14 protein-coding genes are annotated in these 16,709 nt (G+C 55.2%); 6 read left to right on the top strand and 8 right to left on the bottom strand.

Translation table 11 applies throughout. From position 1 onward, the window contains the following. Window positions 1-451 precede the first annotated feature (451 nt). A complete protein-coding gene (locus M8014_RS14385) occupies window positions 452-1,144 on the top strand; it encodes a FadR/GntR family transcriptional regulator (protein ID WP_271283093.1) in 693 nt (230 codons plus the stop codon). Between the two features lie 4 nt (window positions 1,145-1,148). On the opposite strand, the gene rbsR is transcribed toward M8014_RS14385, so the two are convergent. The 7 genes from rbsR to kup all read right to left on the bottom strand — a co-directional run bounded on the left by rbsR (window position 1,149) and on the right by kup (window position 9,100). Continuing rightward, window positions 1,149-2,141, bottom strand: a complete 993-nt coding sequence (gene rbsR, locus M8014_RS14380; RefSeq protein ID WP_271283092.1) for a ribose operon transcriptional repressor RbsR — start codon at window positions 2,139-2,141, stop codon at window positions 1,149-1,151. A gap of 3 nt (window positions 2,142-2,144) precedes the next feature. Further along, window positions 2,145-3,074: a ribokinase gene (gene rbsK, locus M8014_RS14375; RefSeq protein WP_271283091.1), complete on the bottom strand. Its 930-nt coding sequence runs from the start codon at window positions 3,072-3,074 to the stop codon at window positions 2,145-2,147. Between the two features lie 109 nt (window positions 3,075-3,183). Beyond that, the gene (rbsB, locus tag M8014_RS14370) at window positions 3,184-4,074 is read right to left on the bottom strand and encodes a ribose ABC transporter substrate-binding protein RbsB (protein ID WP_271283090.1); all 891 of its coding nucleotides are present in this window, start codon (window positions 4,072-4,074) and stop codon (window positions 3,184-3,186) included. Between the two features lie 27 nt (window positions 4,075-4,101). Next, window positions 4,102-5,067, bottom strand: a complete 966-nt coding sequence (gene rbsC / locus M8014_RS14365; protein WP_271283089.1) for a ribose ABC transporter permease — start codon at window positions 5,065-5,067, stop codon at window positions 4,102-4,104. A 4-nt stretch (window positions 5,068-5,071) separates the two neighbouring features. Then, on the bottom strand, window positions 5,072-6,577 hold the full coding sequence (rbsA, locus tag M8014_RS14360) for a ribose ABC transporter ATP-binding protein RbsA (RefSeq protein WP_271283098.1): 1,506 nt from the start codon (window positions 6,575-6,577) through the stop codon (window positions 5,072-5,074). Between the two features lie 7 nt (window positions 6,578-6,584). Then, window positions 6,585-7,004 (bottom strand): D-ribose pyranase, encoded by a 420-nt coding sequence (rbsD, locus tag M8014_RS14355; RefSeq protein WP_271283088.1) that lies wholly within the window; start codon window positions 7,002-7,004, stop codon window positions 6,585-6,587. 227 nt (window positions 7,005-7,231) lie between these two features. After that, window positions 7,232-9,100, bottom strand: a complete 1,869-nt coding sequence (gene kup, locus M8014_RS14350) for a low affinity potassium transporter Kup (RefSeq protein WP_271283087.1) — start codon at window positions 9,098-9,100, stop codon at window positions 7,232-7,234. 223 nt (window positions 9,101-9,323) lie between these two features. Here kup and ravA point away from each other — a divergent pair, with 223 nt between their 5' ends. Both ravA and viaA read left to right on the top strand, forming a co-directional pair. Further along, complete coding sequence (ravA, locus tag M8014_RS14345; RefSeq protein WP_271283086.1) at window positions 9,324-10,820, top strand: ATPase RavA; 1,497 nt, start codon at window positions 9,324-9,326, stop codon at window positions 10,818-10,820. Next, window positions 10,814-12,265 carry an ATPase RavA stimulator ViaA gene (gene viaA, locus M8014_RS14340; protein ID WP_271283085.1) on the top strand — a complete coding sequence of 484 codons (1,452 nt, stop codon included), beginning with the start codon at window positions 10,814-10,816 and terminating at the stop codon, window positions 12,263-12,265. Before ravA ends, viaA begins: the two co-directional genes overlap by 7 nt. Here viaA and asnA read toward each other — a convergent pair whose 3' ends face one another. Next, on the bottom strand, window positions 12,266-13,258 hold the full coding sequence (asnA, locus tag M8014_RS14335) for an aspartate--ammonia ligase (protein WP_271283084.1): 993 nt from the start codon (window positions 13,256-13,258) through the stop codon (window positions 12,266-12,268). It abuts the gene before it with no gap. A 150-nt stretch (window positions 13,259-13,408) separates the two neighbouring features. Here asnA and asnC point away from each other — a divergent pair, with 150 nt between their 5' ends. From asnC to mnmG, 3 genes are all read left to right on the top strand, one after another. After that, window positions 13,409-13,867 carry a transcriptional regulator AsnC gene (asnC, locus tag M8014_RS14330; protein WP_271283083.1) on the top strand — a complete coding sequence of 153 codons (459 nt, stop codon included), beginning with the start codon at window positions 13,409-13,411 and terminating at the stop codon, window positions 13,865-13,867. A gap of 91 nt (window positions 13,868-13,958) precedes the next feature. Then, window positions 13,959-14,399 carry an FMN-binding protein MioC gene (mioC, locus tag M8014_RS14325; protein ID WP_271283082.1) on the top strand — a complete coding sequence of 147 codons (441 nt, stop codon included), beginning with the start codon at window positions 13,959-13,961 and terminating at the stop codon, window positions 14,397-14,399. 382 nt (window positions 14,400-14,781) lie between these two features. Continuing rightward, a complete protein-coding gene (mnmG, locus tag M8014_RS14320) occupies window positions 14,782-16,671 on the top strand; it encodes a tRNA uridine-5-carboxymethylaminomethyl(34) synthesis enzyme MnmG (RefSeq protein WP_271283081.1) in 1,890 nt (629 codons plus the stop codon). Window positions 16,672-16,709: the final 38 nt, after the last annotated feature.

The raw sequence follows: 16,709 nt of genomic DNA, 5'->3' as shown, positions 1-16,709 counted from the left end.
TGAATTACGTATGTTCACTCAGAGACTTGGTATTCATTTTTCGTCTTGCGACGTTAAGAATCCATGTCACTTTGAGTGCCCACACAGATTGTCTGATAAATTGTTAAAGAGCAGTGCAACGCGGCGTTAAGCTCACCGTTGCGAGGTGGCGTATACTACGCTTTCCTCATTCAGAGTCAAGCGTTTATTTTTCGCTTTTCTCTGTCGGCGTTCATCTCTGAACCCCTGCTGTCACGGCGGTTTGTAATCCGTTGTTCCGCGTCAGTGGAGGCGCATTATAGGCAATTCTCTGACGGTGACAAGTGTAAATCTAAAAAAAATAACCAACCGCGTTATTTTTCACCAAGGCGCTTATCTTTACGCCACAAACGGTGCTGATTGCTGTTTTTGCAACCACATTGTCCGTGCAGGTGGCATACTTAAGGGTATTAAGAATTAAGGAATAGGCGTTATGTCCTTGAGCGCGCAACAGCTGGCGGCACAAAAGAACCTTTCATATGTGCTGGCAGAGAAACTGGCACAGCGGATCCTGACAGGTGAATACATGCCCGGAAGTATTTTGCCGGGTGAAATGGAACTGGGCGAGCAGTTTGGTGTAAGCCGTACGGCCGTTCGTGAAGCGGTGAAGACATTAACAGCGAAAGGGATGGTGCTCCCTCGTCCGCGCATTGGTACGCGGGTAATGCCTCAGGGCAACTGGAACTTCCTCGATCAGGAGCTGCTCTCGTGGTGGATGACAGAGGATAACTTTCAGCAGGTCATCGACCACTTCCTGATTATGCGCGTCAGTCTGGAGCCGCAGGCTTGTCTACTGGCGGCTACGTTCGGCACGGCAGAACAGAAAGCGCGATTAAATACGCTAATGGATGAGATGGTTCATCTGAAAAAGCATTTTAACCGGGAGCGCTGGATCGAAGTGGATATGGCATGGCACGAGCATGTGTATGAAATGAGTGGTAATCCGTTCCTGAACTCTTTCGCCTCCCTCTTTCATTCTATATACCAAACCTACTTCACCTCGATTACCCAGGATGAAGTGGTGAAGCTGGATTTACACCAGTCCATCGTCGATGCCATTCAGGACAGTGACGGGCCGCGCGCCATGGCAGCCTGCCAGGCGCTGCTTGCCGCCCCGGCACAGTAGAACGCTAAACCGACCCGCGCTCCATCAGCACAGGCGTCAGTTGCAGCCGCTGTTGCTGCAGAGCGGGTTGAGCGATACGGTGGATCAGCACATCAATGGCCAGCTCGCCCAGCTCATCTTTAGGCTGATGGATGGTGGTGAGCGGCGGCGTCATATAACGCGCCAGTTCGATATCGTCATATCCCACCACGGCGATATCGTCCGGGATACGTAATCCCGCCTGATACAACGCCTGATATGCCCCCACGGCCATTGCATCGTTACCAATAAAGACTGCCTGCGGGCGCTCTTTCCACGCCAGTAGCGACTGCATTGCCTCAAACCCACCGCTAAACTCAAAGTCACCGGTGATTTGAAAGCCGTCAGGCACCGGTAAACCGGCGCGAGCCATGGCGACCAGAAAACCTTCCAGACGCAGGCGGGCAGGGGTTTTATCCAACGGGCCGGTAATGCAGGCGATGCGGGTGTAGCCTTTATCAATCAGATGCTGCGTCGCCATGTCGCCGCCCAGCAGCGAGTTATCCTGGATCAGATCACTGGTGCCGTCGAACGGTGCCCAGTCCATCATCACCGTCGGAACGGAAGGGTAGCGCTGCATGATCTCTGGCGAGGGTTGATGCGTTTCGGTGCACAGCAGCAATAACCCGTCGACGCGTTTTTGCATCAGCGTCTCCAGATTGCGGTTCATCCGCTGTTCATCACCTTCAGTGTTGCACAATACCAGGCTGTAGCCGCGCTCAAAACAGCTGCGCTCTACGCCGCGCACCAGCTCTGAGTAAAAGGGATTGGTACTGGCGGTGATGAGCATACCAATGGTGCGCGTCTGATTGAGTTTCAGACTGCGCGCCAGGGCGGAAGGCGCATAGTTGAGGGATTTAACGGCGGCTTCGACCTTCTCCCGAATCGGCTCACTGACGAAGCGATCCTTATTAATGACATGGGAAACTGTTGAAGTAGAGACGCCCGCCATGCGGGCGACATCTTTCATTGTGGCCAAACGTTACCTCTGCTGACTTAAAAATTCGTCGATCTCATTGCGCCAGGGAACAGAAGGCTGCGCGCCGGTACGGGTTACGGCAATAGCCGCAGCCGCATGGGCAAAACGGATCGCCTTGTCCAGCGGTTCGCCTTCCAGTAGCGCTGTTACCAGCGCGCCATTAAAGGTATCGCCTGCCGCAATGGTGTCGATCGCCTGCACTTTAAAGCCTGGCACTCGACGTCCATCGCCATTGACGCTGGCCCAGACGCCACGGCTACCAAGCGTAATGATGACTGTACCGATGCCTTTATCATGCAAGGCTTTTGCCGCACGCGCCGCGTCGTCATCATTTTCAACGCGAATGCCCGTCAGCTTTTCGGCTTCGGTTTCGTTAGGGGTGATGATGTCCACCAGCGCCAGAAGCTCGTCTGATAATACACGGGCAGGCGCGGGGTTCAGTACGACAGTGGTATGATTTTCATGAGCAATGTTTGCCGCCGCCAGCACACTTTCTACCGGCGACTCCAGCTGCATCAGCAGGGCTTCGGCACCCGCGATACTGTCGCGCTGCGCCTCGACGCGTTCAACCGTCAGCGCCGCGTTCGCACCCGCATGAATACCGATAACATTCTCCCCTTCAGCGTTGACAAAAATCAGCGCCACCCCGGTGGATTCGTCCTGCACTACGCTTACCGGCGCGATATCGATATTGTCGCTCTCCAGCTGCTTGCGCACGCGCTCACCGGTGTCGTCATCGCCCGTACAGGCAATAAAGGCGATGTCTGCCCCGCTGCGCCCGGCGGCGACCGCCTGGTTAGCGCCCTTGCCGCCAAAGGCGACCTGGTAGCGATTGCCCGTCACCGTTTCGCCCGGCGTCGGGAACGATTCAAGGTTGAGAATGTGATCGGCATTAATACTGCCAAGGACGACGAGCTTACCTGCAGTTTTCATATTTGGCGTGTCCATCAGAGAGTGCCACCGGGCTCACACCCGGTGGCGTATGCCACTCTTTTCTTTATATGTTGTCCCTCAGGCAGCCATTGGCTGCCTGAATCGCATATTACTGCTTGATGACCAGTTTCAGGTCAACTGGATATTTAGCCTGAACTTTCTCGCCCTTCAGCACTTTATCTGCCGTTTCAACGCCTTTTGCGCCAATCTGGTCAGGAAGCTGGGCAATGGTCGCCGCCAGTTTGCCATCATTTACCGCTTTTTCACCATCTGGCGTACCGTCAAATCCAACAACCATCACATCGGTTTTACCGGCAGTTTGCAGAGCACGCAGCGCGCCCAGCGCCATTTCGTCGTTCTGAGCAAATACAGCCTTAACGTCCGGGTGGGCGGTCAGCAGGTTCTGCATGACGTTCAGACCTTTCGTGCGGTCAAAGTCAGCCGGCTGGCTGGCCAGCACGTTAAACTTGTGTGCAGCAACTGCCTGCTGGAAACCTTCGCCACGCTCGCGGGCAGCGGATGTCCCGGCGATACCCTGCAGTTCGATAACTTTGGCACCTTCGCCTGCTTTCTTCGCGATGTAGTCACCGGCAATTTTACCGCCCAGCACGTTATCAGAAGCAATGTGGCTGACCACTTCGCCTTTCGCCGCAACGCGATCAAGGGTGATGACCGGGATGTTGGCCTGGTTTGCCATCTTCACAGCATTACCCACTGCGTCGGAATCGGTCGGGTTAATCAGCAGAATTTTAGTGCCACGAACGGTCAGGTCCTGAACGTTAGCCAGCTCTTTCGCCGGGTTGTTCTGAGAATCGAGGATCACCAGGTTGTAGCCCAGTTTGTCTGCTTCTTTCTGCGCGCCATCCTTCAGGGAGACGAAGAACGGGTTGTTCAGGGTAGAAACCACCAGCGCGATGGTGTCTTTCGCCATAGCATTAGCACTCACGGTTGCGCTCAGCGCGACAGCAGAAACCAGGGTAGCCAGTTTTTTCATGTTCATATCAAAGATGTCCTGTAGTGTTGTCAGTTACTGTTTTTTGTTGTCTACCAGTACCGCCAGCAAAATCACTACCGCTTTGACGATCATCTGGTAATAGGAAGAAACACCTAACAAATTCAAACCATTGTTCAGGAAGCCGAGGATCAGTGCGCCAATCAGCGTACCAATAATCCGGCCTTTACCGCCTGCCAGACTGGTTCCGCCCAGCACCACCGCCGCGATGGCATCCAGCTCATAGCCTGTCCCTGCGGTCGGCTGCGCCGAGGAGAGACGCGCCACTTCGATAATCCCCGCCAGCGAAGCCAGCAGGCCGCACAGGGAATACACGATAATTTTGACTTTATTAACGCTGATCCCGGACAGACGCGTCGCCGATTCGTTACCGCCCAGCGCATAGATATAACGACCCAGGCGCGTGTGATGCAGCATGTACCACGCCGCCAGGAACACCAGGCCCATGATCCAGACCGGGGTCGGGATACCCAGCGGGCGACCAATACCGAACCAACCAAACAGGTCTGCGTTGTCGGTAAAGCCGGTATTGACCGGACTGCCGTTGGTGTAAACCATCGTCACGCCACGCAGCAGCAGCATCATCACCAGCGTGGCGATAAAAGCCTGCACGCGCCCTTTCGCCACAATCATTCCGGTAACGGCACCAATCGCTGTACCTGCCGCCAGTGCAGCCGCTACGGCCACCAGCGCGTTGACTTCAATCCCTACAATTGAAGCCGCAATCGCGCCGGTGAGCGCCAGCAGGGAACCGACGGACAGATCGATACCCGAGGTCAGGATCACCAGCGTCATCCCGACCGCCATAATGGCGTTCACCGATGTTTGCTGAAGAATGTTGAACAGGTTATTCACGGTAAAAAAGTTCGGGCTCATGGTGGATACAATCGCGATCAGCACCAGCAGCGCAATCAACGATTTTTGTTCCAGCAGCCATGCCTTAGTGAAATATCGGCGTCCAGAAATAGCCTGGGTAGTCATCTTCTTACTCCTGATTCACGCGATTAAGCTTGCCCACAGCGGCAGCCATCAGAACTTCCTGGGTGGCCTGCTCGCGAGTGAATTCACCGCCGAGATGCCCTTCATGCATGACGATAATGCGATCGCTCATGCCTAATACCTCTGGCATCTCGGAAGAGACCAGAATGATGCTCAACCCGTCAGCCTTAAACTGGTTAATGAGCTGATAAATCTCTTTCTTCGCCCCAACGTCAACACCGCGGGTTGGCTCATCGAGGATCAGCACTTTAGGCCGCGTCATCAGGCCGCGGGCGATTGCCACTTTCTGCTGATTACCGCCGGAAAGCAGACCGATAGCCTGTTCCATTGACGGGGTTTTGACGTTAAACAAGCGAATGAAATCACTTACCGCCTGCTGTTCATCTTTATGTTTCAGGCTACCACCGCTGCGGCTGAAGTAGCGCAGCGCGGTCAGCGACATGTTCTCTTTCACCGACATCCCCAGCACCAGACCATCGCGCTTACGGTCTTCGGAGATATAGACGATGCCGTTCGCCAGCCCATCCTGCGGTGACCGAGTGACAACTTCATGACCGTCGAGGGTGACGTAGCCGCTGGTACGCGACAGGGCGCCATACAGGACTTTCATCAGCTCAGTACGTCCGGCCCCCATTAACCCCGCTACGCCGAGGATTTCGCCCTGACGCAGGGTAAAGGTAACGTCATGCACGCCAGGACCACACAGGTTATCGACCTTCAGGCGAATATCACCTGGTGCCTTAGCAATACGTGGATACTGGTCTTCGAGCTTGCGTCCCACCATCATCTCAATCAGCGAGTCTTCGGTCAGCGTGGCCACTTCGCGTTCGGCAATAAACTGCCCGTCGCGGAAAACCGTCACGTCATCGCAAATCTCGAAGATCTCTTTCATACGGTGGGAGATGTAAACAATGCCGCGCCCCTGGGCTTTCAGCTCGCGAATCACCCGGAACAGGGAGTCGGTTTCGGTGTCGGTCAGCGCATCTGTCGGTTCATCCATGACGATGACTTTGGATTCGAAGCTCAGCACCTTGGCAATTTCGACCATCTGCTGATCGCCAATCGACAATTCGCCCACCAGCCGATCGCTCTTAAAGCGCAGATTCAGCTTCGCCAGCAGTTTATCGGCTTCGGCATACATCTGTTTCCAGTCGATTTTGCCAAAGCGATTAACGAACTCACGTCCGAGGAAGATGTTCTCCGCAATCGACAGCTGCGGGATCAGGTTCAATTCCTGATGAATGATGCCGATACCCGCTTCCTGAGAGGATTTGGGACCGTTAAAGGTGGTTTCTTTACCCAGCCACAGCAGCGAACCGGCATCGCGCATATAAATGCCGGTCAGCACTTTCATCATGGTGGATTTGCCGGCGCCGTTTTCACCAACCAGCGCCATCACGCGACCGGCGTAGACATTCAGCGCTGCGCCGGAGAGGGCTTTGACACCCGGGAACGATTTATCGATCCCTTTCAGTTGCAGGAGTGCGTCCATGGTGACCTCAGAAGGTGACGCCAGCACAGAGAATAATATTCGCATACGGGGAACACTCCCCGCTGCGAATCACCGCCTGGCTGTCAGCGGTGTGTTGTTTGAACTGTTCGTGCGTTATGTAATTAATTTTTATGGTGGTGCCCTGGTGTTGTTGCAGCTGCTCGATATGACCCAGCAACGTTTCGTGGAGCTGCGGATTATGCTGTTTGATTTCCGCCGCCAGAATGGCTGACTCAACCTGCATCTCCGCCGTCACCACGCCCAATACCTGCATAAACGAGGGAACGCCCTGCGTTAACGCCATATCGATACGGGTGGTGCTGCGCGGAACCGGTAAGCCTGCGTCACAAACTACCAGCATATCGGTATGCCCCAGACGGGAGATAACCGATGAGATTTCAGAATTAAGTACGGTGCCTTTCTTCATTTTTCTGCTCCACCAGCGAAACGTTTCGCTGAGATAAGTTTAATCTTACCGATGAACAGAAAACCACCATGGCGTTGCAGATTTGTGATCGTCGTCGAAACGTTTCGCTAAGTGAAATGCGGGAGGAGGTAAATGCAAAACGGTAACCCTCTGGTTACCGTTTTTTCGGTTTGCACCCTCTCCCTGTGGGAGAGGGTTGGGGTGAGGACATCAGACTGCAGAGGATATTAAATCTCGACCTGAGTGCCTAACTCAATCACACGGTTAGGCGGGATTTCGAACTGGTCGGGCGCACGCAGGGCATTACGCTGGAGGATAAGATAGAGCCTGCCACGCAGGCGCAGATACCAGGGGCGTTTGCCGATAATCAGCGACTCGTGCGACATAAAGAAGGAGGTTTCCATCATCCGACAGCTTAAGCCCTCCAACCCACAGCGGTGGAACACCTCTTCCACATTCGGGGTTTCACGCCAGCCGTAGCTAGCCACCACCCGCCAGAAGGTCGGCGAGAGCTGCTCTATCTGCACCCGACGGACGTTATGCACATACGGCGCATCTTCGGTGCGCAGCGTCAGCAGGATCACCCGCTCATGCAGGACCTTGTTGTGCTTAAGATTGTGCATCAGCGCGAATGGAATGACGTTCAACGCACGGGACATGTACACCGCCGTGCCCGGCACGCGTACCGGCGGCGATTTCTCCAGCGAGGCGATCATCGCCTCGAGAGAATTACCGTGTTCATGCATCCGGCGCAGCAGTCGGAAGCGCTCACTCTTCCAGGTGGTCATCACAATGAACATCACCAGACCCAGCGTCAGCGGCAGCCAGCCACCGGAGACAATCTTGTCGAGGTTCGCGGAGAACAACGGCACGTCAATGCACAGGAAGCCCACCAGAATCATCCCCACGAGGAATTTATTCCAGTGCCAGTTTCGGTACGCCACGGTGGTGGAGAGAATGGAGGTCAGCACCATCGTACCGGTAACGGCAATACCGTATGCCGCCGCCAGGTTACTGGAATGTTCAAAGCTGACGATAACGATGACAACTGCGGTATAGAGCAGCCAGTTAATGAAAGGAATATAAATCTGGCCCGACTCCATCTCCGAGGTATGGATGATGCGCATTGGCGAGAGATAGCCCAGGCGCACGGCCTGACGCGTCAGGGAAAACACGCCGGAGATGACCGCCTGAGAGGCAATCACGGTGGCCAGCGTTGCGAGGATAAGCATCGGTACCAGCGCCCAGTCCGGTGCCAGCAGGAAGAACGGGTTTTTAATCGCTTCCGGATTTTTAAGCAACAGCGCGCCCTGGCCAAAGTAGTTCAGCACCAGCGACGGCAGCACCACAGAAAACCAGGCCACGCGGATAGGCAGTTTACCGAAGTGGCCCATATCCGCATACAGCGCTTCAACGCCGGTAATAGAAAGCACCACCGCGCCCAGCGCCACAAACGACACCATCTTGTATTCAAGGAAGAAGTTGACCGCCCAGAGAGGGTTCAGCGCGTGCAGTACGTCCGGGTTGGCAATAATGCTGCGTAACCCCAGCGCCGCAAGGATCAGGAACCAGGACAGCATAATCGGCGCGAAGAGTTTCCCCACCAGCCCGGTACCGTGCTTCTGGATCACAAACAGTAGCGTCAGGACAATGATGGCCAGCGGCACAACCCATGCATCAAGCTGCGGCGCGATAATCTCAAGCCCCTCTATCGCCGACAGCACCGAGATAGCTGGCGTGATCACCACTTCTCCGAAGAAAAAGCTGCCGCCAACCAGGCCAATGATGACCAGGAACGAGGTCATTCTGGCGGACGTGTGGCGCCCGGCGAGTGACATCAGCGTCAGGATCCCGCCTTCGCCGGCGTTATCAGCCCGCATCACGAAAGAGAGATATTTAACAGAAACAACCAGGATCAGCAGCCAGAAGATAAGTGACAAAAAACCAAATACAGCGTCACGTTCAACACCAAAACCAAACTGGCCGGACAGACATTCACGAAGCGTATAAAGCGGGCTGGTGCCGATATCACCGTAGACAACCCCAATCGCCGCGAGCGTTATTGCGGGTAATGATTGCTTATTATCAGTGCTCATAGACTAGTCTTTTTCGTTTATATAACAAATGTGTGCTTAGTCCCTTGGCCCACAAAAGGCGCACAGTATGCACGATTAATCGCAAAATCGTACCCCTAAATGCAACCGCATTAACATAGCGCAAAGAAAATAGCACCGCAGTTCAGTCTATTACCAGCCCTGACCGAAACGTCTATACTCGCTTCAATTAGCCGACTCTACGGCGAAAGGATGCAAAACAATTATGGCTCACACTCATTTATTAGCAGAAAGAATTTCCCGCCTCAGCAGCGCGCTGGAAAAAGGGCTGTTTGAACGCAGCCACGCCATCCGCCTCTGTTTACTGGCGGCGCTGAGCGGCGAAAGTGTCTTTCTGCTGGGGCCGCCCGGCATTGCCAAAAGCCTGATAGCCCGCCGCCTGAAATTCGCTTTTCAACATGCCCGGGCATTTGAATACCTGATGACCCGTTTTTCAACTCCGGAAGAGGTCTTTGGCCCACTTTCGATTCAGGCATTAAAAGATGAAGGGCGCTATGAACGTCTGACGGCGGGCTATCTCCCGGAAGCAGAGATCGTTTTTCTCGATGAGATCTGGAAAGCCGGCCCGGCGATCCTGAATACCCTGCTGACCGCCATCAACGAACGTCGGTTCCGGAATGGTGCGCATGAAGAGAAAATCCCGATGCGCCTGCTGGTGGCCGCCTCCAACGAACTGCCCGAAGCCGACAGCAGCCTGGAAGCCCTGTATGACCGCATGCTGATCCGCCTGTGGCTCGACAAAGTACAGGACAAAGCGAACTTTCGCTCGCTGCTGATTACCCAGCAGAATGAGAACGACAACCCGGTGCCCGCCGCGCTGCAGGTTACGGACGAAGAGTACCAGCAGTGGCAGCACGATATCGGCAAAATCACGCTACCGGATGCGGTGTTCGACCTGGTCTTTATGCTGCGCCAACAGCTGGATACCCTGCCGGGCGCTCCCTACGTGTCTGACCGCCGCTGGAAAAAAGCCATTCGCCTGCTGCAGGCCAGCGCCCTGTTCAGTGGCCGCGATGCGGTTGCTCCCATCGATCTGATCCTGCTGAAAGATTGCCTGTGGCATGATGCCAGCGGCATGAACCTGATGCAGCAGCAGCTGGACGTATTGATGACCGGGCACGCCTGGGGACAGCAGGAGATGCTCAACCAGCTCGGGGCCATTACCCAGCGCCGCATCCAGCTGCAACAGCAGCAAAGCGATAAAACAGCCCTGAGGGTCAGCCGCCAGAGCGGTATGTTCGCCCGGAAACCCCATTACGAATTGCCGGACGATCTGACCGATACCACTTTGACGCTGCTGCTCCAACAGCCGCTTAAGCTCCATGAAATGCAGGTGATTCATATCACTCTCGAGCGGGAAGCCCTCTCCCTGTGGCTGAGCAAAGGCGGGGAGATCCGCGGCAAACTCAACGGCATCGGCTTTGCCCAGCAGCTCAATATGGAAGTGGACGGCAGCCTGCATCTGGTGATCCGTGACGTCAGCCTGCAGGGATCGCGACTGGCGCTGCCCGGCACCACATCGGAAAGCGTTCCGGAAGAGATAAAACAGCAACTGGAAGCGCTGGATAATCAGTGGCACCTGCAGCACACCCGCTTTAGCGAACAGCAAAAATGCCTCTTTATTCACAGCGACTGGCTGGGGCGCATTGAATCCAGCCTGCAGGATGTGATCGCGCAGATTAAACAGGCGCGTCAATGCTGACGCTGGATACGCTCAATATCATGCTGGCCGTCGGTGAGGAGGGGCTGATCGAAGAGATCATCCTCGCCTTGCTGGCCTCGCCGCAGCTGGTGGTCTTTTTTGAAAAATTTCCCAGACTTAAAACCGCCATCACCGACGATCTCCCCCGCTGGCGGGATAACTTACGCAAACGCCTGAAAGACACCCGCGTCCCGCCGGAGCTGACCGAAGAGGTGATGTGTTATCAGGCGAGTCAGATGCTCTCGACGCCGCAGCTGATTGTGCAGCTGCCGCAGATCCTGACCTTGCTGGACCGATTACATTCCCCGTACGCCAGCCAGGCCCGACAGCTGGTAGCCGATAACGCCACCTTCACGCCCGCCCTGCACACGCTGTTTTTACAGCGCTGGCGACTGAGTCTGGTGGTCCAGGCCACGTCGCTCAATCAGCAACTGCTGGAAGAAGAGCGCGAACAGCTCCTCAGCGAAGTACAGGAGCGCATGACATTGACCGGGGCACTGGAGCCGGTGCTGGTTGAGAACGAAAATTCCGCCGGGCGACTCTGGGATATGAGCGCGGGGCAGCTTAAACGCGGGGATTATCAGCTTATCGTCCGCTATGGCGACTTTCTGGCACAGCAGCCGGAGCTGATGCAGCTGGCGGAACAGCTGGGCCGTTCGCGTGAGGCGAAGTCGGTGCCAAAAAAGGATGCCCCGTTGGAAACCTTCCGCACCCTGGTGCGCGAACCGGCGACGGTGCCGGAACAGGTGGACGGGTTACAGCAGAGCGACGATATTCTGCGCCTGCTGCCGCCGGAGCTGGCCACCCTCGGCATATCGGAGCTTGAGTATGAATTTTACCGTCGACTGGTTGAAAAGCAGCTGCTGACTTATCGTCTGCATGGGGATGCCTGGCACGAGAAAGTGAGTCAGCGCCCGGCAGTGCATCAGGATTTCGACGAGCAGCCGCGCGGGCCGTTTATCGTCTGTGTGGACACCTCTGGTTCAATGGGCGGCTTCAATGAGCAGTGCGCCAAAGCCTTTTGCCTGGCGCTGATGCGCGTCGCCCTCGCCGACAGACGGCGCTGCTATATCATGCTGTTTTCCAGCGAGGTCGTGGGTTATGAACTCTCGGGTGAGCAGGGTCTGGAGCAGGCGATCCGTTTTTTAAGCCAGCGCTTTCGCGGCGGTACCGATCTCGCCAGCTGTTTTCGCGCCGTTATCGAGCGTATGCAGGGCGGAGAGTGGTATGACGCAGATGCGGTGGTGATCTCGGATTTTATTGCCCAGCGGCTGCCGGATGAGGTGGTGAGTCAAATAAAGGTGCTGCAGCGGGAACATCAGCATCGTTTTCATGCAGTGGCAATGTCCACCCATGGAAAACCCGGCATCATGCGCATCTTCGATCATATCTGGCGCTTTGATACCGGGTTACGAAGCCGTTTATTACGGCGCTGGAAACGCTAATTACAGCAGCGCATCCACGCTGTCGCGAACCTGCTGTGGCCAGACGCCACACTGAACCTGGCCGATGTGTGACAGCTGCAGCAGGAGCATGGTCAGGCGAGACTGGCCAATACCGCCACCAATGGTCTGCGGCATCTCACCACGCAGCAGGGCCTGATGCCACTCCAGCTGCAAACGATCGTCATCACCGGTGATAGCCAGCTGACGCTGCAGCGCCTCGGCGTCCACGCGGATCCCCATAGAGGAGAGCTCAAACGCATCTTCCAGCACCGGGTTCCATACCAGAATATCGCCGTTCAGCCCTGCGAAACCGCTGTCGCCTTCGCTGCTCCAGTCATCATAATCCGGAGCACGTACGTCGTGGCGCTGACCATGAGACAGTTTGCCGCCGATCCCAATCAGGAATACCGCGCCCAGCTCTTTAGCAATCGCTCGCTCACGGCCTTTAGCATCCAGATCCGGGAAACGGCTCAGCAGATCCTGACTGTGGATAAACTGAATAGTCTCCGGCAGGAACGGGGTTAACCCAAACTCTTTACTGACTGCTGCTTCAGTGGCTTTGATCCCGGCATAGATAGCTTCTACCGTTGATGTCAGCGTGCGGGTATGACGTTCGCCATCACCCATTACGCGTTCCCAGTCCCACTGGTCGACGTAAACAGAGTGAATAGCAGTAAGGCGGTCTTCATCGGGGCGAAGGGCTTTCATGTGCGTGTAAAGCCCTTCGCCCGCGCTGAAGTCGTGTTGTCCCAGGGTTTGTCGCTTCCACTTCGCCAGTGAATGAACCACTTCGAACTGGGCGTCGGGCAGTGTTTTCACTTTCACCTGTACCGCTTTTTCGCAACCAGACAAGTTGTCCTGCGTCCCGTCGCCCACACGGCTTAAAATTGGAGCCTGAACTTCAATCAGGCCAAGCTTCTCTTCCAGCTGGCGGGAAAAATGGGATTTTACGAAACTGATCTGGCGTTGTTGTGCGATGTAAGCGGTTTTCATTATTTATACTCCTGCGTCCTGTTGGCACTGATTAAGCAACAAAAAAGTCTCGCTTTCAATAAACCAACAATAAAATGACGACAACGCTTTTGATTCGATAAAAATACCCGCTAATATAGAGTTATTCATTAATCTTCATAAGAAAAAGCTATGGAAAATTATCAGATCGACAATCTGGACCGCGGCATCCTGGAAGCCCTGATGGCCAACGCCCGTACCGCCTATGCCGAACTGGCAAAACAGTTTGGCGTCAGCCCTGGCACCATACACGTGCGCGTTGAGAAGATGAAACAGGCAGGGATCATTATCGGGGCGCATATTGACGTCAGCCCGAAGCATCTGGGGTACGACGTGTGCTGCTTTATCGGCATCATCCTCAAAAGCGCGAAAGACTATCCTTCGGCTCTGGCAAAGTTAAACGCGCTGGATGAAGTCACCGAGGCCTATTACACCACCGGGCACTACAGCATCTTTATAAAGGTGATGTGCCGATCGATCGATGCCCTGCAGCAGGTACTTATCAACAAGATCCAAACAATTGATGAAATTCAGTCCACCGAGACGCTGATCTCCCTGCAGAACCCGATCATGCGTACCATCCGCCCGTAGCCCGGCAAAATAATTACCACATTTTCCACAGGTAGATCCCAGGGCATTCACAGCGTACAATACGCCACTCTGAACACAGGAGTGGTCGATCATGGCGGATGTAACTCTCATTACCGGCAGCACCCTTGGCGGCGCTGAATATGTCGCGGAACACCTGGCCGAAAAGCTGGAGGATGCCGGCTTATCGACACAAACGCTGCACGGACCGTTATTAGAAGATCTGCCGATCGACGGGATCTGGCTGTTGATCACCTCAACGCACGGTGCCGGGGATCTTCCGGATAACCTGCTGCCTTTATATGAAGAGTTAAAAGAGCAGCAACCTGACCTGGCGAACGTCCGTTTCGGGGCGATTGGCCTTGGCAGTCGGGAATATGACACCTTCTGCGGTGCCGTTGAGAAAGTTGAGACGGAAATGAAGGCCTGCGGAGCGCAACAGATCGGCGAAACGCTGAAGATCAACATCCTCGATCACGATATTCCGGAAGATCCAGCCGAGATCTGGCTGGCAGAATGGAAAAAATTACTCTAAAACGATTAAAGATCGTGCGATCAGTTGTGGATAACTCTGGTTAAAAGCTTTGATTAACCGGTAGTTATCCCATGAACAACCGTTGGTGACTTTTTGGCCTGTGCATAACATGCCTTTTTGATCCCAGCTTATACGTCGCAGGATCACCGATCATTCACAGCAAACGATCCTTCCTAACCGCATGATCTTAATCGTGAGATCCGGCTTACCCACAGAAAACCGCGATCCTAATAAGAGATCATAATAAAACAGATCTCTAAATAGAAAGATCTTCTTTTTAATAGTCAGGATCCCAGTGCTTTCTCGAACGACTAAAGTTGAGTAGAATCCACGGCCCGGGCTTCAATCCATTTTCAAACCGCTTTACGCAAGGCAGGAAAGCATGTTTTATCAGGATCCTTTTGACGTCATCATCATTGGCGGGGGTCATGCAGGCACTGAGGCCGCGATGGCCGCAGCGCGTATGGGTCAACAGACCCTGCTTCTGACACACAATATCGACACGCTGGGACAGATGTCCTGTAATCCGGCGATTGGCGGCATTGGGAAAGGACACCTGGTAAAAGAAGTGGATGCGCTTGGCGGCCTGATGGCGACCGCAATCGATCATGCGGGTATCCAGTTTAGGATACTAAACGCGAGCAAAGGTCCCGCCGTCCGTGCGACCCGTGCACAGGCCGACCGCGTGCTGTACCGTCAGGCGGTGCGCACTGCGCTGGAGAATCAGCCGAACCTGATGATCTTCCAACAGGCGGTTGAAGATCTGATCGTCGAGAACGATCGTGTCGTTGGCGCTGTAACCCAGATGGGGCTTAAGTTCCGTGCCAAAGCCGTCGTGCTGACCGTCGGGACGTTCCTCGATGGCAAAATTCATATCGGTCTGGATAACTACAGCGGTGGCCGTGCAGGCGATCCGCCGTCCATTCCGCTATCGCGCCGACTGCGCGAGCTGCCGCTGCGCGTCAGCCGCCTGAAAACCGGCACGCCGCCACGTATTGACGCCCGCACCATTGACTTCAGCGTGCTGGCCCAGCAACACGGTGATAATCCAATGCCGGTCTTCTCGTTCATGGGCAATGTGGATCAACATCCGCGTCAGGTGCCGTGCTACGTCACCCACACTAACGAAAAAACCCATGACGTAATCCGCAATAACCTCGATCGTAGCCCGATGTATGCTGGCGTGATCGAAGGGATCGGGCCACGTTACTGCCCGTCGATCGAAGACAAAGTGATGCGCTTTGCCGATCGTAACCAGCACCAGATCTTCCTCGAGCCGGAAGGGCTAACCTCCAACGAGATCTACCCGAACGGGATCTCCACCAGCCTGCCGTTCGACGTTCAGATGCAAATTGTCCGCTCGATGCAGGGGATGGAAAACGCGAAGATCGTGCGTCCGGGCTATGCCATTGAGTACGATTTCTTCGATCCGCGTGACCTGAAGCCAACCCTGGAAAGCAAATTTATCGAAGGTCTGTTCTTCGCAGGGCAGATCAACGGTACCACCGGTTACGAAGAAGCTGCCGCTCAGGGTCTGCTGGCCGGTCTGAACGCCGCGCGTTTCTCTGCCGAGAAAGAAGGCTGGGCGCCGGGACGTTCGCAGGCTTACCTGGGCGTGCTGGTGGACGACCTCTGCACCCTCGGTACCAAAGAGCCGTACCGTATGTTTACCTCTCGCGCGGAATACCGTCTGATGCTGCGTGAAGACAATGCCGACCTGCGCCTGACCGAAATGGGTCGTGAGCTGGGTCTGGTAGACGACGTTCGCTGGGCGCGTTTCAACGAGAAGCTGGAAAGCATCGAGCGTGAGCGTCAGCGTCTGAAATCCACCTGGGTTAATCCAACCACGGATTCTGTAGCCGAAGTGAATGCTCACCTGTCGGCACCGCTCTCACGTGAAGCCAGCGGCGAAGATCTGCTCCGTCGTCCGGAGATGACCTACGAACAGCTCATTCAGCTCACACCGTTCGCCCCAGGGCTGGACGATGCACAGGCCGCCGAGCAGGTTGAAATCCAGGTGAAATACGAAGGCTACATTGCCCGTCAGCAGGACGAGATCGACAAGCAGCAGCGTAACGAGAATACGATCCTGCCGGCAACGCTGGACTATCGGCTGGTGAATGGCCTCTCCAACGAGGTGATCGCCAAGCTGAATGACCATAAACCGTCGTCCATTGGCCAGGCAACGCGCATTTCAGGCGTCACGCCTGCGGCCATCTCGATTCTGCTGGTCTGGCTGAAAAAACAGGGAATGTTACGCCGCAGCGCGTAACCGTAATTATTGCCCGGTGACGCGTTGCGTTCCGGGCC

Source organism: Silvania hatchlandensis (assembly GCF_025564065.1).
GTDB classification, from domain to species: Bacteria; Pseudomonadota; Gammaproteobacteria; order Enterobacterales; family Enterobacteriaceae; genus Enterobacter; species Enterobacter hatchlandensis.
Note: the sequence above shows the minus strand (reverse complement) of the source record. Positions and strands in the feature narration are given on the sequence as shown.